The 21,365-nt window shown below is 69.0% G+C and carries 22 protein-coding genes and 2 pseudogenes; 11 read left to right on the top strand and 13 right to left on the bottom strand.

The features are described 5' to 3' along the window. The gene (locus tag AB0B91_RS43325; protein ID WP_358333357.1) at positions 1-777 is read left to right on the top strand and encodes an SDR family NAD(P)-dependent oxidoreductase; all 777 of its coding nucleotides are present in this window, start codon (positions 1-3) and stop codon (positions 775-777) included. Between the two features lie 68 nt (positions 778-845). Beyond that, positions 846-1,505, top strand: a complete 660-nt coding sequence (locus tag AB0B91_RS43320) for a TetR/AcrR family transcriptional regulator (RefSeq protein WP_358333354.1) — start codon at positions 846-848, stop codon at positions 1,503-1,505. Here the strand turns inward: AB0B91_RS43320 and AB0B91_RS43315 are convergent. Genes AB0B91_RS43315 through AB0B91_RS43300 form a run of 4 tightly spaced genes read right to left on the bottom strand, consistent with a single transcriptional unit; the run spans position 1,483 to position 4,337 of the window. Continuing rightward, positions 1,483-2,946 (bottom strand): sodium:solute symporter family protein, encoded by a 1,464-nt coding sequence (locus AB0B91_RS43315; RefSeq protein WP_358333352.1) that lies wholly within the window; start codon positions 2,944-2,946, stop codon positions 1,483-1,485. The genes AB0B91_RS43320 and AB0B91_RS43315 overlap by 23 nt on opposite strands. Beyond that, complete coding sequence (locus AB0B91_RS43310; protein ID WP_358333351.1) at positions 2,943-3,143, bottom strand: DUF3311 domain-containing protein; 201 nt, start codon at positions 3,141-3,143, stop codon at positions 2,943-2,945. The genes AB0B91_RS43315 and AB0B91_RS43310 overlap by 4 nt, the downstream gene beginning before the upstream one ends. Positions 3,144-3,153: 10 nt before the next feature. After that, on the bottom strand, positions 3,154-3,795 hold the full coding sequence (locus AB0B91_RS43305; protein ID WP_358333349.1) for a M20/M25/M40 family metallo-hydrolase: 642 nt from the start codon (positions 3,793-3,795) through the stop codon (positions 3,154-3,156). Next, a complete protein-coding gene (locus AB0B91_RS43300; protein ID WP_358333347.1) occupies positions 3,792-4,337 on the bottom strand; it encodes a M20/M25/M40 family metallo-hydrolase in 546 nt (181 codons plus the stop codon). The genes AB0B91_RS43305 and AB0B91_RS43300 overlap by 4 nt, the downstream gene beginning before the upstream one ends. Positions 4,338-4,708: 371 nt before the next feature. On the opposite strand from AB0B91_RS43300, the gene AB0B91_RS43295 reads away from it, so the two are divergent. From AB0B91_RS43295 to AB0B91_RS43285, 3 genes are read left to right on the top strand one after another with little or no spacing between them, the layout of a single operon-like run. Next, entirely contained in the window at positions 4,709-6,037 is a 1,329-nt protein-coding gene (locus tag AB0B91_RS43295) for an amino acid permease (protein ID WP_358333345.1), read from the top strand. Between the two features lie 32 nt (positions 6,038-6,069). After that, entirely contained in the window at positions 6,070-6,912 is an 843-nt protein-coding gene (locus AB0B91_RS43290; RefSeq protein ID WP_358333343.1) for a 3-hydroxyacyl-CoA dehydrogenase family protein, read from the top strand. A gap of 26 nt (positions 6,913-6,938) precedes the next feature. After that, positions 6,939-7,703 (top strand): crotonase/enoyl-CoA hydratase family protein, encoded by a 765-nt coding sequence (locus tag AB0B91_RS43285; RefSeq protein WP_358333341.1) that lies wholly within the window; start codon positions 6,939-6,941, stop codon positions 7,701-7,703. Position 7,704: 1 nt separating this feature from the next. Here AB0B91_RS43285 and AB0B91_RS43280 read toward each other — a convergent pair whose 3' ends face one another. Next, a complete protein-coding gene (locus AB0B91_RS43280; RefSeq protein WP_358333339.1) occupies positions 7,705-8,376 on the bottom strand; it encodes a TetR/AcrR family transcriptional regulator in 672 nt (223 codons plus the stop codon). A gap of 103 nt (positions 8,377-8,479) precedes the next feature. Between AB0B91_RS43280 and AB0B91_RS43275 the strand changes: the two genes are divergently transcribed. The 3 genes and pseudogenes from AB0B91_RS43275 to AB0B91_RS43265 all read left to right on the top strand — a co-directional run bounded on the left by AB0B91_RS43275 (position 8,480) and on the right by AB0B91_RS43265 (position 10,866). Beyond that, positions 8,480-9,631 carry an acyl-CoA dehydrogenase family protein gene (locus AB0B91_RS43275; protein ID WP_358333337.1) on the top strand — a complete coding sequence of 384 codons (1,152 nt, stop codon included), beginning with the start codon at positions 8,480-8,482 and terminating at the stop codon, positions 9,629-9,631. A gap of 21 nt (positions 9,632-9,652) precedes the next feature. Continuing rightward, positions 9,653-10,033, top strand: a pseudogene (locus AB0B91_RS43270) (3-oxoadipyl-CoA thiolase); the annotation flags it as partial. Positions 10,034-10,092: 59 nt separating this feature from the next. Further along, complete coding sequence (locus tag AB0B91_RS43265) at positions 10,093-10,866, top strand: thiolase family protein (RefSeq protein ID WP_358333335.1); 774 nt, start codon at positions 10,093-10,095, stop codon at positions 10,864-10,866. A 403-nt stretch (positions 10,867-11,269) separates the two neighbouring features. On the opposite strand, the gene AB0B91_RS43260 is transcribed toward AB0B91_RS43265, so the two are convergent. From AB0B91_RS43260 to AB0B91_RS43250, 3 genes and pseudogenes are all read right to left on the bottom strand, one after another. Next, positions 11,270-12,010 carry a DUF4158 domain-containing protein gene (locus tag AB0B91_RS43260; protein ID WP_358333333.1) on the bottom strand — a complete coding sequence of 247 codons (741 nt, stop codon included), beginning with the start codon at positions 12,008-12,010 and terminating at the stop codon, positions 11,270-11,272. Positions 12,011-12,921: 911 nt separating this feature from the next. After that, positions 12,922-13,347, bottom strand: coding sequence for a hypothetical protein (locus AB0B91_RS43255; RefSeq protein WP_358333330.1), 426 nt, complete (start codon positions 13,345-13,347; stop codon positions 12,922-12,924). Between the two features lie 650 nt (positions 13,348-13,997). Continuing rightward, positions 13,998-14,174, bottom strand: a pseudogene (locus AB0B91_RS43250) (DNA-binding response regulator); the annotation flags it as partial. Between the two features lie 64 nt (positions 14,175-14,238). Here AB0B91_RS43250 and AB0B91_RS43245 point away from each other — a divergent pair. Next, the gene (locus AB0B91_RS43245) at positions 14,239-14,895 is read left to right on the top strand and encodes a maleylpyruvate isomerase N-terminal domain-containing protein (protein ID WP_358333625.1); all 657 of its coding nucleotides are present in this window, start codon (positions 14,239-14,241) and stop codon (positions 14,893-14,895) included. Positions 14,896-14,948: 53 nt separating this feature from the next. After that, positions 14,949-15,557 (top strand): TetR family transcriptional regulator, encoded by a 609-nt coding sequence (locus AB0B91_RS43240; RefSeq protein ID WP_358333327.1) that lies wholly within the window; start codon positions 14,949-14,951, stop codon positions 15,555-15,557. Between the two features lie 85 nt (positions 15,558-15,642). On the opposite strand, the gene AB0B91_RS43235 is transcribed toward AB0B91_RS43240, so the two are convergent. Then, a complete protein-coding gene (locus tag AB0B91_RS43235) occupies positions 15,643-16,254 on the bottom strand; it encodes a TetR/AcrR family transcriptional regulator (RefSeq protein WP_358333324.1) in 612 nt (203 codons plus the stop codon). A gap of 102 nt (positions 16,255-16,356) precedes the next feature. Here AB0B91_RS43235 and AB0B91_RS43230 point away from each other — a divergent pair, with 102 nt between their 5' ends. Continuing rightward, on the top strand, positions 16,357-17,283 hold the full coding sequence (locus tag AB0B91_RS43230; protein WP_358333622.1) for an NADP-dependent oxidoreductase: 927 nt from the start codon (positions 16,357-16,359) through the stop codon (positions 17,281-17,283). Positions 17,284-17,302: 19 nt separating this feature from the next. Here the strand turns inward: AB0B91_RS43230 and AB0B91_RS43225 are convergent, their stop codons facing one another. The 4 genes from AB0B91_RS43225 to AB0B91_RS43210 all read right to left on the bottom strand — a co-directional run bounded on the left by AB0B91_RS43225 (position 17,303) and on the right by AB0B91_RS43210 (position 21,211). Next, on the bottom strand, positions 17,303-18,508 hold the full coding sequence (locus AB0B91_RS43225) for an NAD(P)/FAD-dependent oxidoreductase (protein WP_358333321.1): 1,206 nt from the start codon (positions 18,506-18,508) through the stop codon (positions 17,303-17,305). A gap of 121 nt (positions 18,509-18,629) precedes the next feature. Continuing rightward, on the bottom strand, positions 18,630-19,535 hold the full coding sequence (locus AB0B91_RS43220) for an LLM class flavin-dependent oxidoreductase (RefSeq protein ID WP_358333318.1): 906 nt from the start codon (positions 19,533-19,535) through the stop codon (positions 18,630-18,632). A gap of 33 nt (positions 19,536-19,568) precedes the next feature. Further along, positions 19,569-20,663: an FAD-dependent oxidoreductase gene (locus tag AB0B91_RS43215; protein WP_358333314.1), complete on the bottom strand. Its 1,095-nt coding sequence runs from the start codon at positions 20,661-20,663 to the stop codon at positions 19,569-19,571. Positions 20,664-20,746: 83 nt separating this feature from the next. Further along, on the bottom strand, positions 20,747-21,211 hold the full coding sequence (locus AB0B91_RS43210; RefSeq protein ID WP_358333311.1) for a MarR family transcriptional regulator: 465 nt from the start codon (positions 21,209-21,211) through the stop codon (positions 20,747-20,749). Positions 21,212-21,365 lie beyond the last annotated feature (154 nt).

Below are 21,365 nucleotides of genomic sequence, written 5' to 3'. Positions count from 1 at the left end.
ATGATGACCAACACCTCTCCTCTCAACCCCCCTGCTCTCGGCAACGCCACGGCGATCGTGACCGGCGGCGCGAAGGGCATCGGCGCTGCGATCGTTCGCAGACTGGCCGCTTCGGGCGCCGCCGTCGCCGTCATCGACCTCGACGCCGCAGCCGCGCAGGCGCTCGCCGACGAGGTGCCCAACGTTTTCGCGCTGACCGCCGACGTCGGCGACCACGCGTCCATGAACGAGGCCGTGGAGGAGGCCTGCACACGGCTGAACGGCCTGGACATCCTGGTCAACAACGCCGGCTGGGATCACGTGAAGCGATTCGCCGACACCGAGCCGCCGCTGTGGGACAAGCTCATCCACATCAACTTGAAGGGCGTGTTCAACGCCACCCACCTGGCCCTTCCACGGCTCGTCGCACGCGGCGGCGGCCGCATCGTCAACGTGGCCAGTGACGCCGGACGCGTCGGCTCCTCCAGCGAGGCGGTGTACGCCGCGTGCAAGGGCGGCACGATCGCCTTCACCAAGTCCATCGCCAGGGAGACCGCCCGCCACGGCATCGCCGTCAACTGCGTGTGCCCGGGCCCCACCGACACCCCCCTGCTCGAAGAGATCAAGCAGGACGAGCGCGCTGCGGCCACCATGGACGCGATCGTCCGCGCCACCCCCGACAGGCGCCTCGCCCAGCCTGAGGAGATCGCCGAGGCGGTCACCTTCTTCGCCGCATCCCCGGCACATGTCACCGGCCAGATCCTGTCCGTCAGCGGCGGCCTGACGATGGCCGGGTGACGGCAGCAGTGATCGCAATCCGGTAGGTTCGGTCACACGAGATGGTCTCGTCAGGTAGGAGCCGAACGATGCCGCGCCCGCGCGCCGCCGATGCAGCGGAAACGCCCCGTCGTATCCGCTCGGCAGCCATCAGCCTCTTCGCCGAGCGAGGGTTCCACGGCACGGGCATCCGTGACATCGCCACACAGGCCGGCGTCACCCTGTCCTCGCTCTACCACCACTTCGGCAGCAAGGACGACCTGCTGGTGGACATCATGTTCACCAGCACCGCCCCGCTCAAACAAGCCGCCGACCAGGCATATCAGGCGATGGAGACACCCTGCCGGCGCCTGGCGATGCTGATCGAGCAGCATGTGTGGGAGCACGTCACCGACCGGCTGGCGAAGATCGTCAGCGACACCGAGATCCGGGCGCTGTCCGGTGAGCGTCGCGACCGTGTGGTGGGCCTGCGTGACTCCTACGAGAACGTGTGGCGGACCACGGTGGAAGAAGGCGTCGCCGAGGGTGTGTTCACCGTCTCGCATCCCAAGGCGCTGACCATCGGCCTGCTGGAGATGTGCACCGCGGTGTCCCACTGGTTCCAGCCCAGCGGCGACCTCACCCTGCCGGAGCTGTGCCACAGTTACGCCGACGGGGGCCTGGCCATGGTTCGCGCCGCACGCGGGGGTCGCCCCGTGCGGCGCGTGGACCTGGAGATCGGCGAACCTACGCGGTTCCTGGTGAGCTGATCGCGGGAGCACGCCGGTTGGTGGCGAGGGTGACCAGGGCGAGCACGGCGAGGTTGATGACCAGCGCCAGCACCCCCACGTTCAGCTGTTGCAGCACGGGCGGCAGGAACGGCGCCACGTCGGCCGCGGTCAGGCCGTTCACGGTCAGGTAGGCGATGGCTCCGGTCCCGGCCAGCATCCCGGCGCCGGCGCCCCAGTGGTTGACCGGGTTCCTGCGCAGCAGGCTGAGCAGGAGCGCGGGGGTGAGCTGGGTGACCAGCGCGTACGCCAGCAGCAGCAGGTTCACGATCGCCGCACCGTCGTTCAGCGCGAGGTAGATCGTCACCGCTCCCACGCAGGGCACCGCGAGCTGAGCCGCCCTGCGGATGTCGGCTCCTGGCCGAAGCGGCTTGTACACGTTGTTGGCGATCAACGCGGACGTGGTGTTCAGCAGCATCGCGCCGGGCACCAGCGCCGCCAGCAGCCCGCCCCCGCCCACCAGGCCGATGACCACGGGAGATAGCGACTCCTTGGCCAGCCGCAGCAGCGACAGGTCGGCCTGTCCGGCCGGCAGTCCGGGCACGGCCAGCACGGCCGCGAAGCCGACGAAGAACACGAACAGCAGGAACAGCTGGTACAGCGGGAAGACGACGGCGTTCTTCTTGAACGTCGACTCCTTGCGCGCCGAGAACGTGGCAGCGAACAGGTGCGGCCACATGTAGAAGCCGAGGGTGGAGATCACCACCGTCGAGATGTACCAGGAGACGCCCAGGTTGTCCGTGTGCAGTGTGGCGAATTGGGGACGCGCCGCCTCGACCGCCGCGAACAGGTCACCGATGCTGCCGAAGTAGTGCAGCGGCAGGTAGATGCCGAGGAACCCGACCACGACCACGATCAGGATGTCCTTGACGACCGAGGTCCAGGCTGCGGCGAAGAGCCCGGACAGCGTGACGTAGCCGGTGAGCAGGACCCCGCCGATCACGATCGCGGCCGAGGACGACACCGCGCTGTACGATGCCTCGGCGACGATGATCCCGAGCCCCTTCAGCTGCAGCACGAGGAACGGCACCATGGCGGCCACGCCGATGACCGTGACGACGACGCCGAGGCCCCGGCTGTTGTACTTCTTGATGAAGAAGTCGGCCTGCGACACCAGGTTGTGCTCCTTGGCGTACCGCCACAGTGCGGGCAGCAGCCAGTACGAGACCACGTAGGCGAGGGTCACGTACGCGAGGATGTAGTACGCCGCGCCGCCGTTGGCGTAGACGAACCCGCTGATGCCGAGAAAAGTCGTTGTCGTGTAGATCTCCCCGGCCATCAGCAGGAACACGAAGACGCCACCGAGCGAGCGGTCGCCGACAGCCCATCTCTCCAGACTCATGGCGCTGCGTCCGCGTGCGCGTATGCCGAGGTAGACGGCCACGGCCAGGGTCAGCGCCATCAGGGCGAGCGAAGCGATCACTGGTCGGCCTCCTGCCGGTTGGCCGGGTCGAGCCGGTACACCGCCGCCATGCAGACCGAGGTGACGACGATGGACAGGCTCAACCAGAACAGTAGGAACGGCAGCCCGAGCACGTACGGCTCGACGCGGTTGGCCCACGGGACGACGCCCAGGATGAGCACGAACGGCACTGCGGCCAGGATGAAGCGCAACCACATGGTTCTCTCCTCATCCAGCGGCCAGGAAGGCGGTACGGAGGTAGACGGCCGTGGCCGTGACCATGTCGTCGACGGACACCCACTCGTCGAGGCTGTGCGCCTGGGCCAGCGAGCCGGGGCCGAACAACGCCACCGGCGAGCCGAAGTACGCCGCATCGGAACTGGCGGGGAACCCGTGCGGCTCGCAGTCGGGGACGCCGCTGAGCCGGGCCGCCGTGTGCAGCGCCTCGCCCAGCCAGTGGCCGTCGGGCAGTTCGTAGGCGTCGACCGTCCACCACGCCTCGCCGATCGACCACGTGCCCGGCTCCAGGACCGCGGCCAGCTCGACAGAGACGTCAGCGGGGCTCTCACCCGGAAGCAGGCGACGACTGAACTGGACGCGGCATCCGGAGGGCACGATGTTCGGCTTCGTGCCGCCCTCGATGACGCCGACGTTCACCGTCGCGGGGCCCAGCAGCGGATGCCGTCGCCGGTCGAGCGTGCGCTGGTAGTCGTCGAAGCCACCCAGCAGCCGGGCCGCCGTGAGGATGGCGTTGGCGCCGTGCTGGGGGACACTCCCGTGCGTGGCTAGCCCCGTGACCTGCAGGTCGTAGGCCGCGAGCCCCTTGGTGGCCAGGCAGAGCGTCAGCTCCGTCGGCTCACCGATGATCACCGCGTCGGCCCTGGGCCTGGTCGCGCCGAGCGCCTTGGCGCCTTGGCGCCTTCCTGGCGGTACTCCTCATCGCCCACGCCCGCGATCAGCAGATCTCCGGCGAGACTGATCGACCGCTCGGCCAGGACCTCGGCGACCTCCAGATAGCAGGCGAGCGCGGCCTTCATGTCGCACGCCCCCCGGCCGTGAACCCTGCCATCGCGGACGACACCGGTGAGCGCCTGCGGGTAACCCGTCGTCTCCACCGTGTCCATATGGCCGGCGAACATCAGCGCTCTGCCCGCCGAGGCGCCGGGAAACCGTGCCAGCGCGTTGTAGCGGCCGGGGGCGTACTCGTCGACGTCGCACGTCCAACCAAGTTCGGCGAGCCGATCGCGAAGGTAGGCCGCTACTCGCTGCTCCCCCTCCTCTGCGCCCTTCGGCGCTTCGCCGAAGGGGTTCACACTCGGTTGTTCGATGAGCTCGCAGAGGGTCTTCGTCAGTCGGTCGCGATCGATCTGTTCGACGCAGCGGGCCAATTCCTCGGAGTTTGGGACGGCCATGAACACACTCCTATGTCCGGATCTTGGCAATGTATTGTATCGATCGATCGAAACATTGAATAGAATGTGACATCAAAGACAAAATCCCCACCTCGCGCGACAACTCCGCCCCTTCGGGTGCGTCCGCACCCCGAACCCGCGACCATCCTCCAGCGAGCATGCACGTCACTATTGTATCGATCGATCGAATCAATTAGGCTGCCGCCTCAAGCACCGGGCAGCTGCGGCCCTCTCATCGCGCGCCGAGGCTCCCCACGCCCGCGTTTTCCCCATCTGCAGTCGGCCGTACCGGAGGCGAACCCTTGCCGCACCACAACGACTCGAATCCCCCACAGGCGCTGCGGCGATCCCTGCGACCTCGACATCTCTCCATGATCGCGCTGGGGGGCGTCATCGGGGCAGGGCTGTTCGTCGGTTCCGGCGCCGTCATCCACACGGCGGGCGTGCTGGCTCCGCTTGCCTACGCGGCGGGCGGAGTGATCCTCCTCCTGGTGATGCGCATGCTCGCCGAGATGGCCGCCGCACGGCCCTCGGTCGGCTCGTTCTCGGACTACGCCCGGCTCGCCTTGGGGAGCGGGGCCGGGTTCATCATCGGCTGGACGTACTGGTACTTCTGGGTCGTCGTCGTGGCCTTCGAGGCCGTGGCCGGAGCGGAGATCATCGGCGAGTTCCTTCCGCACATTCCGCTCTGGGCCATCTCCGCCGCCGTCATGGGCGTGATGAGCGTGGTCAACCTGCTGTCCGCGCGCGGATTCGCGGAGGCCGAGTTCTGGTTCGCCGCCGTCAAGGCGGCGGCGATCATGGTCTTCCTGGCGATCGGGGTCGCCGCGCTGTTAGGCGTGCTGCCCGGACAGCCGGCGCACATTCTGGCCATCGGCGACGGCCCGCTTGCCCCGACGGGCGCCGCCGGGGTGTTGAGCGCCATCACCGTGGTGGTCTTCTCCTACTTCGGCGCGGAGATCGTCACCATCGCCGCCGCGGAGGCCACCGACCCGGTCAGGGCAGTCGCCAGGGCAGCCACCACCGTGATGTGGCGGGTCATCATCTTCTACGTCGGTTCGATCGGCCTCATCGTGTTGCTGATCCCACATGCCGAGATCAAGCCAGGCGAGAGCCCGTTCGTCGCCCTCCTGGAGCGGCTCGGCGTTCCAGGGGCGGCCGTCGCCATGCAGCTCGTCGTGCTGACCGCCGTGCTGTCGGTGCTCAACGCCGGCATCTACACCGCGTCCCGCATGCTGTTCGCCCTCACTGCTCAAGGTGAGGCGCCGCGCTCCATGGCCAGGACCACGGCCCGCGGCACGCCGATCCGCGCGATCGTGCTCAGCACGCTGGCCGGCTGGCTGGCGGTCGCGGTGGCCTACCTCGCCCCCGAGGCGGTGTTCGCGTTCCTGCTCAACGCCGTAGGCAGTGTCGCCTTGCTCATCTACGCCATGATCGCGATCTCTCAGCTACGGCTGCGCAGGCTGGTCGAGCAGGAGGGCGGAGAACTGCGCGTCAGGATGTGGGGTCATCCGTATCTGAGCTGGTTCACGCTGGGGCTCCTGGTGGCGGTCGCCGTCAGTATGGTCGTCCTGCCCGAAACGCGTGGCCAGCTCGGTCTCGGACTGGTCGCGCCCGCCGCGATCGCGGTGATCTACCTCGTCCGGCGGCTGTTCCGGCCCGGGGCCGCGTCCGTCCTCACGCCCGATGAGGCGCAGTGACCAGTGGTTTCAGCCAAACACTTGAAGGAGACATGACGAATCACCCGCGTCACGTGACGATCATCGGCGGGGGCACCATGGGGTGCGGCATCGCCGGCCTCATGGCCGCCACAGGCAGCACCGTGACCGTGGTCGAGGTCGACCAGGCGGCCGTAGGCCGGGTGGTCGACCGGGTCCGCCGAGAGTGGCCGGACGACGCCGACGCGCTCGCCCGGCTGGAAACGACCACGAACCTCTCGCGCACCCCGCCGGAAGCGGACCTTGTCATCGAGGCCGTGGCGGAGGACGCGAAGCTGAAGGCGGACGTGCTCGCCGCAGCCGGCAGGGTGGCGCCCCATGCGATCCTCGCCACCAACACCAGCTCCATCGCCATCGGCCGACTGGCACAGGCCGTCCAGGACCCGGACAGGTTCCTCGGGCTGCACTTCTTCAACCCGGTGGCCAAGTCGGCCCTGGTCGAGATCGTCACCGGTGAGCGGACGGCGCCGCGGACCGTGGAGCTGGCGAAGAGCTGGAGCCGGACGTGGCAACGCCACCCCGTCGTCGTCCGCGACAGTCCCGGGTTCGCCACCAGCCGCCTCGGGGTGCTGCTCGGCCTGGAGGCGATCCGCATGGTGGAGGAGGGCGTGGCGGAGCCGCACGACATCGACACCGCCATGGTCCTGGGCTACCGGCACCCCATCGGCCCGCTACGCCTGACGGACCTGGTGGGACTCGACGTGCGGCTCGCCATCGCCGAATACCTCTCCGGTGAGTTGGGCGACCGGTTCGCGCCACCGCGACTGCTGCGCGAGAAGGTCGCCGCCGGCCTCCTGGGCCGCAAAACGGGACAGGGCTTCTACACCTGGACGAGCCGCGCAGCCAACGGCCGATGACCCGCCGCCAACCGAATGGGGGACCCATGTGCGATGAAGTGATCACCGAGTACGCCGACGGCCTCGCCGTCATCACCATCAACCGCCCGAAGGCACGCAACGCCATCAACAGCTCCGTCGCCGAAGGCATCGCCGCCGCGATGGACGAGCTCGATGCCCGCCAGGACCTGAAAGTCGGCATCATCACCGGCGTGGGAGACATCTTCTGCGCTGGCATGGACCTCAAGGCATTCCTGCGCGGAGAACGCCCCTACGTGCCAGGACGTGGGTTCGCGGGCCTGGTCGAGGCACCTCCGCGCAAACCGCTCATCGCCGCCGTCGAAGGCTACGCCGTGGCGGGCGGATGCGAGCTGGTGCTGGCGAGTGATCTCGTGGTGGCCGCCCAGAACGCCCAGTTCGGCCTCCCCGAGGTACGTCGAGGGCTGGTCGCGGCCGGCGGCGGCCTGCTGCGCCTCCCCGAACGCATCCCGTACCAGGTCGCCATGGAACTGGCGCTGACCGGCGACTTCCTGTCCGCGGAACGGGCCCACGCGCTCGGCCTCGTCAACCGGCTGACCTCGCCGGGAGAAGCACTGGCCCAGGCCCGGCGGCTCGCCGCCGCGATCGCCGCGAACGGGCCGCTGGCGATCCGCGTCACCAAGCAGGTGCTCGTCGAGTCACGGGAGTGGCCAGCGGAGGTCGCCTTCGACCGGCAGCGGGAGCTGATCGCCCCGATCTTCACCTCGCACGACGCCCAGGAGGGCGCCCGCGCCTTCGCCGAGAAACGGGCGCCGGCGTGGATGGGGGAGTGACTCAGGTGACCCGCTCCGACTTGTCACCGCCTGCTGTCACCATCCGATACCGCAGCTCAAGCCCGTCTAGAAGGGACTCAAGACCGACCGCGAAGGCGCTCTCGTTGATCTCCTGCTGCCGCTCGGCGAGGAGATGCGCCTGCCCCAGGTGCGCGTAGTTCCCCTCGTACACGCTCGCGTCATCGGGAAACCCGCCGGCGAAGGAGCCGAGCGCCGAACCCGTGACGAAATACCGCATGAGCGCTCCCACCCGGGTGGCTTCACGGCGCGGCCACCCGGCCGCGACCAGCCCCCCGAAGACGGCGTCAGCGATCTGCAGCGCATGAGGACGCCGTCCAGGCCCCTTAGCCACCACCGGGACGATGTTGGGATGCGCGGCCAGCGTAGCCCGGTAGGACTCCGCCCATGCCGCCAAGGCCGCACGCCAGTCACGGTCATCGCCGCCGAGCCGGGCGAACATCGACGTGTCGACCTCGCTGAGCACCGCGTCCACGACGGAATCGACCAGCTCTTCCTTGGTGGCTACGTGGTTGTAGAGCGACGGCCCGCTGACCCCGAGTTCGGTGGCCAGCCGCCGCGTGGAGACGGCGTCGAGCCCTTCGGTGTCGGCCAGGGCGAGAGCCGCGGTCACGATGCGTTCCCGGCTCAGCAACGGCTGACGAGGTCGCGCCACGACGTTCTCCCTGCACCTGGAAGCCATCCTTGAAAACTTGCACCGCTAGTTTACCTGGATTACGATGCAATCAAAACTTGCACTGCTAGTTTTGGAGGACGGGATGAACCTCGAACTGTCCGAGGAACAGATCGCCGTACGACAACTCGCCGCCGAATTCGTCGCCCGCGAGATCGCTCCCCACGCCGGTGACTGGGACTGCGCGGAATCCGTCGACCGGACGATCGTGGGCCGGCTCGGCGACCTCGGGTTTCTCGGCCTGACAATCCCCGAGGAGTATGGCGGCTCAGGGGGCGATCATCTGGCCTATGCCCTGGTGCTGGAGGAACTCGGCCGGGGCGACTCCGCGGTCCGCGGAATCGTGTCCGTCTCCCTGGGCCTCGTCGCCAAGTCGATCAACACCTACGGCGATGAGGCCCAGAAGAACCGATGGCTGCCCGCCCTCACCAGCGGCCAGGCACTGGGATGCTTCGCACTGACCGAGCCCGGCAGCGGATCCGACGCGGCCGCGCTCACCACCAGAGCCGAGCGCGACGGCACGGACTGGGTGATCAACGGCTCCAAGATGTTCATCACCAACGGCACCTGGGCGGACCTCGCCCTGGTCTTCGCCCGCACCGGGGAGCCCGGCCACCGGGGCATCACCGCCTTCCTCGTCCCCACCGACACCCCCGGCCTCGAACGCCGGGAACTGCACGGCAAGCTCGGCCTGCGCGGACAGCCCACCGCCGAGCTGATCTTCGACGCCGTGCGGGTACCGGGGCAGGCCGTCCTGGGCCTGGAGAGCAAGGGCTTCTCCATCGCCATGGCGGCGCTGGCCAAGGGCCGGATGTCCGTCGCCGCCGGATGCGTGGGCCTGGCGCAGGCCTGCCTGGACGCCGCCGTCGCGTACGCCAAGGAACGTGAGCAGTTCGGCAAGCCCATCGCCGCCCACCAACTGGTGCAGGACCTGATCGCGGGCATCGCCCTGGACGTCGACGCGGCCCGGCTGCTGGTGTGGCGGGTCGCCGACCACATCGACCGCGGCCTGCCGTTCGCCACGGAATCGTCGATGGCGAAGCTGTACGCCAGCGAGGCGGCCGTGCGCGCCACGAACGACGCTCTCCAGGTCTTCGGCGGCTATGGCTACATCGACGAATACCCGGTCTCCAAGTACCTGCGAGACGCCCGCGTGATGACCCTCTACGAAGGCACCAGCCAGGTCCACAAGCTACTGATCGGCCGGGCCCTGACGGGCGTCGCCGCCTTCACCTGAGCCAGTGAAAGGGAACTCCTGATGCGTCCCGTCTACTTCGCCGCTGCCCGCCGAACTCCCATCGGCAAACTGCACGGCTCGCTGTCGAACGTCCGTCCGGACGACTTGGCGGCCACGGTCCTGCGCGGCCTGCTCGCCGACGTGCAGGCACTCGACCCGGCCCGGATCGACGACGTCTACTGGGGCGCCGCCAACCAGTCCGGAGAGGACAACCGCAACGTCGCGCGGATGAGCGTCCTGCTCGCCGGCCTCCCGGACACCGTCCCCGGAGCCACGTTCAACCGGTTGTGCGGCTCAGGAATGGAAGCAGTGATCATCGCCGCTCGCACCATCGCCGCCGACGAGGCGGACGTCGTCGTCGCCGGCGGTTCCGATTCCATGAGCCGCGCCCCGACGAACCCTTCCCGCGAACGCTCGATACCCACGACACACGCCTCGGCTGGCGACTCACCAACCCCCGGATGGCCGACCTGCACGGCGTCCTGTCCATGGGGGAGACCGCCGAAGATGTCGCCACGCGGCATGGCATCCCCCGTGACCAGCAGGACACCTTCGCCCTGCGCAGCCACCAGCGCGCCGCCGCCCACCGTGCCGGCGCCTTCGACGCCGAACTCCTGCCGGTCGAACGCGCCGACGGCGTCACGGTGACGGCCGACGAATGCATCCGCGAGAACACCAGCCTCCAGCGCCTGGCCTCACTCAAACCCGTCTTCCGCGCGGACGGTACCGTCACCGCAGGCAACGCCTCCCCCATGAACGACGGCGCCGCCGCACTCCTGCTGGTGAGCGAGCAGGCACTCGCCGACCTCGACCTCGAACCGCTGGGCCGCTACGTTGCAGGGGCGACCGCCGGCGTGCACCCCGACGTCATGGGCCTCGGCCCGATCCCGGCCACCCGCAAGGCGTTGACCCAGGCCGGCGGGGCGATCGACGACCTCGACACAGCCGAGATCAACGAGGCGTTCGCCGCCCAGGCCCTCGCCTGCCTCCAGGACCTGCGCATCGACCCCGACCAGGTCAACCCCGACGGCGGCGCCATCGCACTGGGCCACCCACTCGGCTGCCCGGGTTCGGCGGACAGGTTCAGGTCTCGGCAGATCTTTGTGCGGGCCTTCTCCCACGCCTCGCCGGACAGCAGCCCTGCGGTGGGGTCGCCCCACTTGTTGAGGCCGGGCACGAACACCTCGTGGCGGCGCAGGGAGTCCCGGAGCCGTTCGACGGTGGCGATGGTGTAGGCGAGTTTGTCGAACCCGCCGGCGTTCTCGCCCTTCTTCGGGAAGACCCGGCGGTGCCAGGCGGAGGTGAGGAACGCCTTGGGGACCTCCTCGGGCAAGTCCGGGCTCTTGCGGCGCTCCAGGCTCTTGAGGAAGTCGATTCCTTTCAGGAGTTCGAAGCCGCGTTTGCTGCCCTTGCCGCAGGTGTCGGCCGCGCCGGCGTGGAAGTCGATGGTCTTCAGTAGCTTGGTCAGGAAGCGGCGGACGCTGACATAGCGGTCCATCAGCTTGTTCTGGAAGTCCTCATCCGGTTCGCGGGCGATCTCCCCGATGGTGTCGGCGGCCGCGTGGATGGCGGCCACGTCCATCTCGTCCAGGGCGGCGCGCAGGTCGCCTTCGGGGTCGGCTGCGGTTTCGCGGATCTTCAACCAGACTTCGCGGAGCACGATCGTGGCCGTGTCCAGGTCCTTGATGGTGCGCAGCCGTTCCTTGTTGGCCTTGAACCCGAGGTCCGCACCAGGTCGCCGACGGCCAGGTCGAACATCTCGATCGCCTCATCGGCCGAGAGCGGGTCCATGGTGGCGGCGAAGGCGACTAATGTGGCGAGCTTGCGATCCCCGGCCAGGTCGGCGACGGCCTGGGCGCGGGCGGCGTTCGCGAACCGGGCGAGGGCGGCGACCTTGCCGGCCGGGATGTCCGACATGTCCCACGTGCTGGCGCCCAGGACCCGCAGGTCGACGTGTCGGTCTAGGGCCTTGCCGACGCCGGCGCTGGACACGTCGGTGGGGCTCTTGCGGAGCTGGTCCAACCGGGAGACCCGCTTGCCCTGCTCGACCACGACCAGGTCCTGCAGGACCCGCTTCTGCGCAGGGCTGGGCAGCGCGGCGAGCATCTTGTACTGGCGGGCGGCGACCCGGCCGCGTACGTCGGACACCAGCCGCTCCAACCTGCTCACACCGGGCAGCAGGATCCGCGTCTCGACCAGGCGGTGGGTGGCCAGGTCGAACAGCACGATGGGGCGTTCGTTGGTATTCCACGCCCGCCGGTACACCCAGCACGCCAGGGCGAACCAATGTTCGTCCTCGAACACGGTGAAGGCGTAGTCGTCGCGGATCTGCTTCTGGTGGTGGCGGCCCTCCATGTCCACCTTCACGGTCACGGTCACGGTGGACGTGGAGGTGGCGTGCGGACGGGAAGTGGCCTTGGCATGGGCGGTGGCCTTCTGTCTGGGCCCGGGGGCGCGGGCGGGGTGGGGCGGATCTGGCCGATGACGATGTCGGCGGCGCCGCCTCCACCCGCACCGACAGGGACGATGGCGACGACCCTCTGCGATGGTGTGGATCACCTTGCTGCTGGCCTCTCCAAGGAGCAGGACCCCGTCCAGACCGAGTTCAATGCGGATAAGTTCGCAGAGCTCGGAGCGTGGGGTGCCAGCGTGACCGACAAGGAGGGTGCCGCTCCATTTCGGGCCGCTCCGCTTTGAATGGCAATGGGCGGAAGGCAGGAGTGTTTTCGAAACTTTCCACCTTCCGCGTGGTGGGCCGGTCTCATTCCAGCTGGCTTCTCCGCCTCAGACCGTATTCCGGCTGATTAAGCCATGCCATTGGACGGCCAATAATTCTTGGACAATGAAGCCGGGGCAGACGCTCGCGACTATTAACGGCACGTACCAAGAGGCGGAAATCAAGTTTAATCAAGGGGTCTTCGCGAAACTGATCATCGGGAGAGTGTTCGTTGTTTACTCCCGCCCCTTTCCCACCCCAGCAGTCTTCGCCATTCGGCTCCAGCTCCGGCTGCATCGCCCTCAGCCTGCCGTACCAGCCGACCTGTCGTTAAGGAAGCCGTCACCAAGTACACACGAGTGGAGTTGGCGCAGGTACCGAAGAAAGGGGCAATGGGTGCTGGCGCCCGCAGTGACGTCTTGCGAATCGGCGCTTGGTGCCGATTGGTCTGCACTCCGCCAGGCGACCGGCCCCAGCAGGGCTGACCTCACGAAACGGGGCAGCGCCACCGGAAGGGCCGGAGGTTGTCCGCAGCGAGCGGCGGGCCCGGGAGGGCCCGCCGCCGCGTGCCGGATCAGCTGATGAAGAATTCGTTGCTGCGTGCGGTGGATACGCTGCCGTCGCCCATGCGAAGCACGCCGACGAACTCGTACAGACCGTTGGCCTGGAAGTCGGCGGCGTCGATCGCGTAGGTCGACTGCTTGACATAGCCGTTGTTGCCCGCCTGCGGGCCCACCGAGCTCCAGCCTTCGCCTGGGACGCCGGCCCGTTCGTTGAGGACTCTGGCAGCGAAGGTGGTGGTGTTGCCGGAGGTGGAACGAGCGCTGATGATGAGCCTGTAGCTGAACTTGTTGTCGCCTGCCGAGTCGCTCGCGTCAGCCTGCAGCATCAGGTGGAACCGGGGACGGGGGTTCCCACCGACCTCGTTGGGGGTGTCGTCCATCGTGCCGTTGGCGACGCTGGAGACATAGAGTCGTACGATCTTCACATCCGTGGCCATAGCCGGCCTCCTCGGGCTGGAGCGTCGAGCCTCGTTTCTCACCTGCCGGCAGGGCGCTCAGAATAACCATTGGTCGAGGCGACCGTTCTTGATCAAAGGCCGCATGGCGATTCCATCAAAGAGCCGAGCCAGTTGAATGAATCGGCAGATCATCGGGATCTGCCTGACTCTGGGACCTATCGCACCCGTGAGGCCGATGGGTTCCCGAGGCCGAGTTCGAACGCGTGCCTTACCGCCCGTAATTTGTAAGACTCGCTCTATGCATACACCCTTGGCGGCAGATGTGCCAACTTCCGACCAAATCCCTATGTCCCAGGCGTCACCACCGCGTGCACCAACCCCCTGCCAAGCCGCGACGACAGCCATAACACCAGGTCAAGCCCGCAAGGCACAATTATTTGCCAATATGACCGAAATTCTCACGCAGCGTTTCACGAGGAGAACGGATTTGGCATGACAGCGTCCAGGAAATCCGGATCATACGGGACGCCCGCTGATCGCGAACGTAGCCTCCGCAGGATATGCAGGTACAAAATTGAATGGCTTGAGTTTCGTGACTCCGGCGCGAACCGAATCAGCCGCCGGCACGGATGAGGCCGTGTTCGTAGGCGCACACGACGGCTTGAACGCGGTCGCGGAGGCCGAGGTTCGATCACCCGCCGAGTGACGGCCAGGTCGAGCAGCCCCGCGCCGGCGACGATGCGGATGGCGTCGACAAGGTCTTCGGGAGACGCGTTCTTGAGCAGGAAGCCGCTCGCCCCCGCCCGCAGCGCTTCGTACACGTTGGAATCGATGTCGAAGGTGGTCAGGACTATGACGCGGGTCGAGGGTGGGGTGTCGGCGTACAGCTGGCGCTTGTCCGCCCTCGCGGCACCGCACTACCTTGCCGATGTGGATCTTTTCGTACGCGCCTGGACGGCGTTGCGCACGGCGGTCGCCGAACTCCCGGACGAGGACTTCGCGCGGCCGTCCGGCTGCGCCGGCTGGCTCGTTCGGGACCTGGTGTGCCATCTGGTCATCGACGCCCAGGACGTCCTGATCACCCTCGTGACCCCTGCCGAAACGGAGCCGACCCGCGACGCGGTGACCTACTGGGACGTCGCCGCGACGCCGCCGACCGGCGACGACCCGCTCGACGCGTTGACCGTCCGGCTGGCCGCCGCGTACGAGGAGCCTCGGCTGCTCAAGTTCCACCTCGACGACGTCGGCTCCGCCGCCGGTCGCGCCGCCGAACTCGCCGACCCGGGCCTCCGGGTCGGCACCCGCGGCGAGGTCATCACCGCGGGCGACTACCTCGCCGCGTACGTCCTGGAGTGGACGCTGCACCACCTCGACCTGGTCGCGCACCTCCCGGACGTGGCGGAACCGCCGGCCGAGGGGCTGGCCCGGTCCCGCGAGATGCTGGAGAAGATCGCCGGGACCGCGTTCCCCGTGCCGTTCTCCGACCAGGACGCGCTGCTGGTCGGCACCGGGCGGCGTAGCCCGACCGACACGGAGAAGGCCGAACTGGGCGAGCTGGCCGCGAAACTCCCATTCGTCCTCGGATAATCGAAGTAACTATGAAAAACTAGTCACTCTTGATTCGATGTTACAGTGACGGCATGACACGCGGAGGACTGCGGGAGCGTAAGAAGGCCCAGACACGCAAGCGGCTGGCCGACACGGCCTTCGCGATGTTCCGCGAGCGCGGCTTCGACGCGGTGACCGTGGCCGAGATCGCCGACGCGTGCGACATCGCGGTCAGCACGCTGTTCGCCTACTTCCCCAGCAAGGAGTCGCTGGTCTTCGACCAGGAGGCCGCGCACGAACAGCGGCTGGACTCCGTGGTGCGCGACCGTGCGGCAGGAGCGACGATCCTGGACGCGCTGGAGGCCCATCTCGCCGCGCCCAAGCCGCGCCGGCCCGGCGAACCTTCCCGCGAGGAGTTCCTGGACCTGGTCCACGCCACCCCCGCGCTGCGCGACCACTTCATGCGCACGCAACGCACCTGGGAGACCACTCTCGCCCAGGCCATCGCCGAGGAGGCCGGGCTGCCCGACGATGACCTCCAGGCTCGCGCGCTGGCCCGCTTCGCCCTGGACGTCGGCGCCCTCGCCGAGGAGAGCCCCGATCCCGCACACACGCTGCGCATCCTGTTCGCCCGGCTGCGCAACGGCTGGGCCGACCTGGACCGCACTCCGACCGCCCGCCCTGACACCGGCAGCCGATAGCGAGACCAGGTCCGCGCGACGGCAATCGGCGCTGATCGGGCTGCTCGCCCAGGCGGCGGCCATTCCCGCCCGGGACGTCATCGCGTCATTGGCCGCCGTACTCGCGCTCGCCCAGGCCGCTGCCGGGATCTCCGTCGCCCGACGGGAGGCCTGAGATACCGGCCAGGAGCAGGTTCGTCAGCCTCCCAACCGCGACGGCCGCCCGTTCGGGGGGAAGCGCCCGGAAGGACGCGATCGCCGACAGGCCGACGCGTACGTCCTCGACCGACACTTCGGCACGGACGACGCCGCTCCCGCGGGCACGTTCGACGAGCCGCGCCAGGCCCGCGGCCTGCGCGCCGCGCTCCTCGGCGAACACCACCGGCCGGGAGCCGAGCACCGCCTCGTTCAGCCGCCGGTCCCGGACCTGCCGCTCGGCGAAGCGGCGGATGGTCCCGCCCAGCGCCCGCCAAGGGTCGGGGTCGTCGAGCGCGGCCCGCATCTCCGAGCGGCAGACGGCGACGTGCTCGACGAGGACGGCGGAGACAAGGTCCGTACGCGACGGGAAGTGCCGGTAGACGGTCGCGACGCCGAGGCCCGCGCGCCCGGCGATCTCCCGCATGGGCAGGTCCAGCCCGTCGGCGGCGAACGCGGCCCGCGCGGCCGTCACGATGCGCCGCCGGTTGTGCGCCGCGTCCGAGCGGGGTTTCCGAGTCATTGTCGTTCGCGCGCCTCTCACTTCGCCACCAGCCGGAACAGCGGTCCCACATCCATGGCTACCGTAATGCGCATTCCTCACCTGAACCCCCGGAGGGGCATGATGTTCGCTGTCCAGTTTGACCGTTTCGGTGGTCCCGAGGTGCTCGCCGTCGGCCCGTTTCCCGAGCCGCACGCGGGTCCCGGCGAGATCCGCGTCAGGGCGGCCGCCGCCGGCGTGGCGCCCGTCGACCTCGCGCTTCGCGCCGGCCTCTCGCCGTCACGCGACCGGCTCCAGTTGCCGCACATCCCGGGTGTGGACGCCGCCGGGGTGATCGACGAAGTCGGTACGGACGTCACCGGCTGGTCGGCCGGCGACGAGGTGTTCGGTGCGGTGGACGTGGCGCGGCTGGGCGGTGCGAGCGCGGAGTTCGTCGTGCTGCGGTTCTGGGCCGCCAAGCCGGGGTCGATGTCCTGGGAGGAGGCCGGCGCGGCGGGCAGCGGCGTCGAGACGGCGACCCGCGCGCTGGACGTGCTCGGCGTGGACGAGGGGGCGACGCTGCTGATCGACGGCGCGGCGGGCGGCGTCGGGAGCGTCGCGGTTCAGCTGGCGGTCGCGCGCGGTGCCCGGGTGGTCGGGACGGGCCGTCTCGAGAGCCGGGATTTCCTCGCCGGGCTCGGCGCGATCCCCGTCCCGTACGGGCCCGGGCTGCCCGAACGAGTCCGGGCCCTGGGGCGGATCGACCTGGCGCTCGACGTCGCGGGCGCCGGCTCGCTGCCCGAGCTGGTCGCGATCACCGGTGCGGCGGCGTCGGTGCTCACCCTCGCCGACTTCACCGGCCCGTCGCTCGGGGTCCGCCTCTCACGTGGCGAACTGGCCGGTGAACCGGACGGACGGCATGGCCTGGCTCTCGCGGCCACGCTGTCAGAGGAGGGGCGCTTCCACGTTCCCCTGCGGGAGGTGTTCCCCATCGAACGGGCGGCGCAGGCGCACGCGGCCGCCACGCGAGGACCGCGACACGGCAAGATCGCCCTCACGACCCACCGTTGATCAGCGGCGGTAGGTGCCGTCATCTCGGCGGTCGCGCGCCCACCCTGCCGACCAGCCCGGGCTGGGCTTGGCGCATGCGGTCGTTGAGGTCGCGTCGCACGCTGTCGACGTCACCGGTGAAGTTCTCCGACAGGTTGTCCATCAGCTCCGCGCAGGCCTCAGCGGCGGCCGCCGACCGGGGCAGCATGACCTCTTCGTAGGCGGCGATGGCCCGGTCGAGGTCGGAATGGGTGGCGATGGCCGTGGCCAGGTCGCTGCCGTCGATCAGGGCCAGGTTGGCGCCGATGCCGAAGGGCGGCATGAGGTGGGCGGCGTCGCCGAGCAGGGTGATGCCGGGAACGTGGTCCCAGGTGTGCCCAACGGGCAGCACGTGCAGGGGCCGGTTGACGAACCCACTGTCGTTGTCGCGGAACAGGTCGAGGAACCGAGGGTCCCAGCCGGTGAACACGCCGCGCAGGTGATCGCACACCGCCGCGGTGTCGCCGAGGTCGAGGCCGGCGGTGACATGCCAGTCCGCGGGTGCGTCGAAGGCGGCGTAGAGGCGGATGTGGGCGCCGCTGTTGCGCTGGGCCGAGATCATTTTCCCGTCGGCTCGCGCCGCCAGCGTGCCCGGCCCCACCCAGCGGGCGAGGTCGGGGTGGCGGAGGTCGACATCGTCGAGGAACGCCTCGACGATCGTGGAGCCCGTGTAGCGGGGGATGGCGTCCGAGACGGCCGGGCGGAGCCGGGACCAGGCGCCGTCGGCGCCGACGACGAGGTCGAAGTCCGCGGTAGTGCCATCGGCGAAGCGCAGGCGAGCGCCGCCCTCCAGTGGGTCGACCCCGTCCACCCCGTGCCCCCAGCGGACGGTGCCCGAGATGAGGGAGTCCAGGAGCAGGCCCCGCAACTGACCCCGATCGATCTCCGGCGCGTAACTCTCGTCACGGCTGTCGGTGGGCCGCTCGTGGTGGACCAGCGTGGCCGTGAACGGATCCAGCCCCCGCAACTCCTGCCCCTGCGCCCGAGCCAGGGCGGCGAACTGCTCGAACAGGCCGACCGCCCGCAGCGCGGCCTGACCGGTCGGGACGTGCAGGTCCAGCATGCCGCCCTGCCAGCGGGCATCGCGGGAGGCCTCCCGTTCGAACACGGCTGCCGGGATGCCGTGTGTCCGCAGGCCGCGGGCACAGGCGAGACCGCCGACGCCGGCGCCCACGATCGCGATGCGGAGGTCACGGGGAGAGGTCATGACAGGTTCCTTCTGTCGTCGGTGGAGGCCGGGGGAGTCCGGCTCGCGACTCAGAAAACCATAGTGACTACGATTATGCAATCAGTCTGATTTCGTACTGGATTCGATTTTCCTGGACAAGCTACTTCGCGATCGCCTCACGTACGGCCGGGACGATCTCCTGGGCCCAGCGGGCCAGGATGGTGAGGTCCTGGGCGCCGTGATCGGCGGAGAAGAGCGTGAAGCCCGACGCGCCGTGCTCCAGCACGGCGCCGGTCAGTTCCTCGACCCACTGGTCGACGGAGCCGCCGAGCCAGCGGCCGCCGTGGTCGCGGGTGGCGGGCAGCGGCTGGTCGGTGATGCGGCCGGGGAAGTTGAAGATCGTGCGGATCTCGCTCGGATCGCGACCCACGGACGCTGCCGCCTCGTCGATGATGGGCCGCGAGGCCCGATAGCGCTCGCTGAGCCAGTCGGCCGCGTGGCCGGGGATCCAGCCGTCGGCCACCCGACCGGTGGCGGCCAGGGATTTCGGGCCGACCGACCCGGTCCACACGGGCGGCGCGGCCACGGGAGCGGGCTCGATCTGCTTCACCTGGTAGTGGCGGCCCTGGTAGGTGACCGGAGGGCCGCCGCCCGACAGCAGCTTGACCAGGACGATCGCCTCCTCGAAGGCGTCCACGGCGTCGCCGGGCGTCAGCCGCGGCACCCCCATGTCGGCGATGCGATCCCACAGCCCGCCCGCGCCCATGCCGAGCACGATCCGGCCGCCCGACAGGGCCGACAACGATGTCACCGTCCTGGCCAGCATGGGAGCGGGCCTGGTCGGCAGGTTGGTGACGTTGGCGAAACCGGCGATGCGCTGCGTACGCCCGAGAATGAAGCCGAGCGCGGCGTAAGCGTCCAGGCGCTCGCCTAGGTAGGGATGGTCGGACAAGGTGAAGATGTCGAGCCCGTCCCGGTCGGCCTGCTGGGTCATGCGCAGCAGCTCGGGTGTGTCGTCGATGTTGGAATGCGCGCCAAAACCGAAGACGACGTTATGTGCGGACAATGTTCTGCCTTTCTGGGCAAAGAGAGATGGCTATCAGGCGGGGCCGAACTGCTGGGTGAAGCGGCCGGTGAACAGGTCGGCCCCCTTGTACGCAGAGACGGTCTCAATCGGGACGACAGCCGGGCCGTCGGGGGTGGGCAGCTGGCCGACACCCCCTCGCGGGCCGAGGGGCAACAGGATCATGGGGTGGGGCAGCGGCTGGTAGGTGGCCGTGGGCTGCTCGCCGCGCAGCTGGGCGATGATGTTCTGGGCCACCACCTCCGCGTGCTGCATCGCGTACCCCGCCATCTTGGCTTCGGCGACGTCGGTGATGTCGCCGATGGCGTAGACGTGGTCGTACCCGTGCACGTTGAGGGTCTCGGTGACAGGCACCTGCCCCTGCGGCGTACGAGTCGTCAGCCGATCGTCGGCGAGGTAGTCGCTGTTGACGCGCACGCCGTGCGCGCGGAACCAGATGTCGGCGGTGATCTCCTCGCCGCCTGTCGTGGTGGCGGTGAACGTCGCCGCCCGGCCGGGCTCGGTCGCCGGAGGTGCGGTCAGGCCGGTGTCCAGCCGCAGGTGGATCCCCCGCTCGTCGAGCTGGCGGCGCAGCTCCTCGTGCATCTCCGCGGGGAAGGCGGCCAGCAGTCGTTCGGCCGGGTCGACGATGGTCACGTGCTTGTGCGGCCAGACATCCTTGATCTCCCCGGCCAGTTCCAGGCCGACCGGCCCGGCACCGAGGATCAGCACCCGCTCGGCACCCGCCAGTTCCTTGTGGGTCCGGAGCAGGTCGTCCAGGACCTCGTCCGTGGCATCAGAGGTGGGCTTGGCGGGGTAGGCGTAGCTGGAACCGGTGGCCAGGACCAGGTAATCGGCCTCGACCCGCCGGCCTGAGGCCAGGGTGACGCCGCCGGGGTCCACCGAGACCGCGCGGTCGCGCACCACCGTGCCGCGCCTGAGCCACTGGTGGTAGGGGAAGAACATGTTGTGCGCCCAGTCGGGCTGGGTCAGCGCCCGCAGGGAGCCGGCCGAGTTGATGAACGCGTCCCGCGGGTCGATGAGGACGACATCGGCCTCCGAGTCCAGCGCCTTGGCGACCGCAGAGCCACCGTAACCTCCGCCGACGACCACGACTGTACTACTCATCATTCACGCTCCACCACAAGAAAGGACTTGAGTTCGCACCACGAACAATATTAGTTCGTAGGGCGAACTGCAACTCCTCCTCGGGTTCAGCGCGGGAAATCTGGCTCCACGAAGACGGTGGGAACCTTGTTGTCCGTCACGACGCGGCCGAGCAGGGCGGCGAGCGTGTCCCGCTCCGCCGGGGCGAACCCTGAGGTGAGTTCCTCGACGCGGCGGCAGGTCTCGGCGTAGAACTCGTCGACGAGCTTGGCGCCCTTCCTGGTGAGCGCCACTCTTACCGCGCGGGAGTCCTGGGGGTCGGGTTTGCGCTCGACCAGGCCGTTGCGCTCGGTGCGATCGACCAGGCCGGTCAGGCTCGACTTGGCCAGGCCGAGCACCGTCCCCAGCTCGCTCATGCCGTACGGCTGCGCCATCAGGACGCACAGCAACTGGCCCTGCTGCTGGGTGAGGCCGTATTCGCGGGCGGATTCTGCGTACACGGCATTCACCAGGAACGTGGACCGCACCAGCGCCGCCACCGTCCCGATCTGGCCGTCGACATTTCTACTCACTGGGACAGAGTAACAAATTCGTAGGACGAACTACCATCTCGGGTGACCGGGAAACCGCGTCCCGCGGCCCTACCAGCGCGTCCCGACCCCCCGGGCGGCCGACGGCGAGGAAGGCGGCCGCGTCGCGGGCGTTGATCCCGCCGGTCGCGACGGA

It is taken from the genome of Nonomuraea sp. NPDC049141 (genome assembly GCF_040648415.1).
In the GTDB taxonomy this organism is placed as follows: domain Bacteria; phylum Actinomycetota; class Actinomycetes; order Streptosporangiales; family Streptosporangiaceae; genus Nonomuraea.
Note: the sequence above shows the minus strand (reverse complement) of the source record. Positions and strands in the feature narration are given on the sequence as shown.

What these genes read in the sequence shown, in the direction of transcription:
- AB0B91_RS43325 (WP_358333357.1), top strand. Translation starts at nt 1, where the DNA reads ATGATGACCAACACCTCTCCTCTCAACCCCCCTGCTCTCGGCAACGCC.
- AB0B91_RS43320 (WP_358333354.1), top strand. Translation starts at nt 846, where the DNA reads ATGCCGCGCCCGCGCGCCGCCGATGCAGCGGAAACGCCCCGTCGTATC.
- AB0B91_RS43310 (WP_358333351.1), bottom strand. Translation starts at nt 3,143, where the DNA reads ATGTGGTTGCGCTTCATCCTGGCCGCAGTGCCGTTCGTGCTCATCCTG.
- AB0B91_RS43300 (WP_358333347.1), bottom strand. Translation starts at nt 4,337, where the DNA reads ATGGCCGTCCCAAACTCCGAGGAATTGGCCCGCTGCGTCGAACAGATC.
- AB0B91_RS43295 (WP_358333345.1), top strand. Translation starts at nt 4,709, where the DNA reads ATGATCGCGCTGGGGGGCGTCATCGGGGCAGGGCTGTTCGTCGGTTCC.
- AB0B91_RS43290 (WP_358333343.1), top strand. Translation starts at nt 6,070, where the DNA reads ATGACGAATCACCCGCGTCACGTGACGATCATCGGCGGGGGCACCATG.
- AB0B91_RS43285 (WP_358333341.1), top strand. Translation starts at nt 6,939, where the DNA reads ATGTGCGATGAAGTGATCACCGAGTACGCCGACGGCCTCGCCGTCATC.
- AB0B91_RS43275 (WP_358333337.1), top strand. Translation starts at nt 8,480, where the DNA reads ATGAACCTCGAACTGTCCGAGGAACAGATCGCCGTACGACAACTCGCC.
- AB0B91_RS43265 (WP_358333335.1), top strand. Translation starts at nt 10,093, where the DNA reads ATGGCCGACCTGCACGGCGTCCTGTCCATGGGGGAGACCGCCGAAGAT.
- AB0B91_RS43255 (WP_358333330.1), bottom strand. Translation starts at nt 13,347, where the DNA reads ATGGCCACGGATGTGAAGATCGTACGACTCTATGTCTCCAGCGTCGCC.
- AB0B91_RS43240 (WP_358333327.1), top strand. Translation starts at nt 14,949, where the DNA reads ATGACACGCGGAGGACTGCGGGAGCGTAAGAAGGCCCAGACACGCAAG.
- AB0B91_RS43235 (WP_358333324.1), bottom strand. Translation starts at nt 16,254, where the DNA reads ATGACTCGGAAACCCCGCTCGGACGCGGCGCACAACCGGCGGCGCATC.
- AB0B91_RS43230 (WP_358333622.1), top strand. Translation starts at nt 16,357, where the DNA reads ATGTTCGCTGTCCAGTTTGACCGTTTCGGTGGTCCCGAGGTGCTCGCC.
- AB0B91_RS43225 (WP_358333321.1), bottom strand. Translation starts at nt 18,508, where the DNA reads ATGACCTCTCCCCGTGACCTCCGCATCGCGATCGTGGGCGCCGGCGTC.
- AB0B91_RS43215 (WP_358333314.1), bottom strand. Translation starts at nt 20,663, where the DNA reads ATGATGAGTAGTACAGTCGTGGTCGTCGGCGGAGGTTACGGTGGCTCT.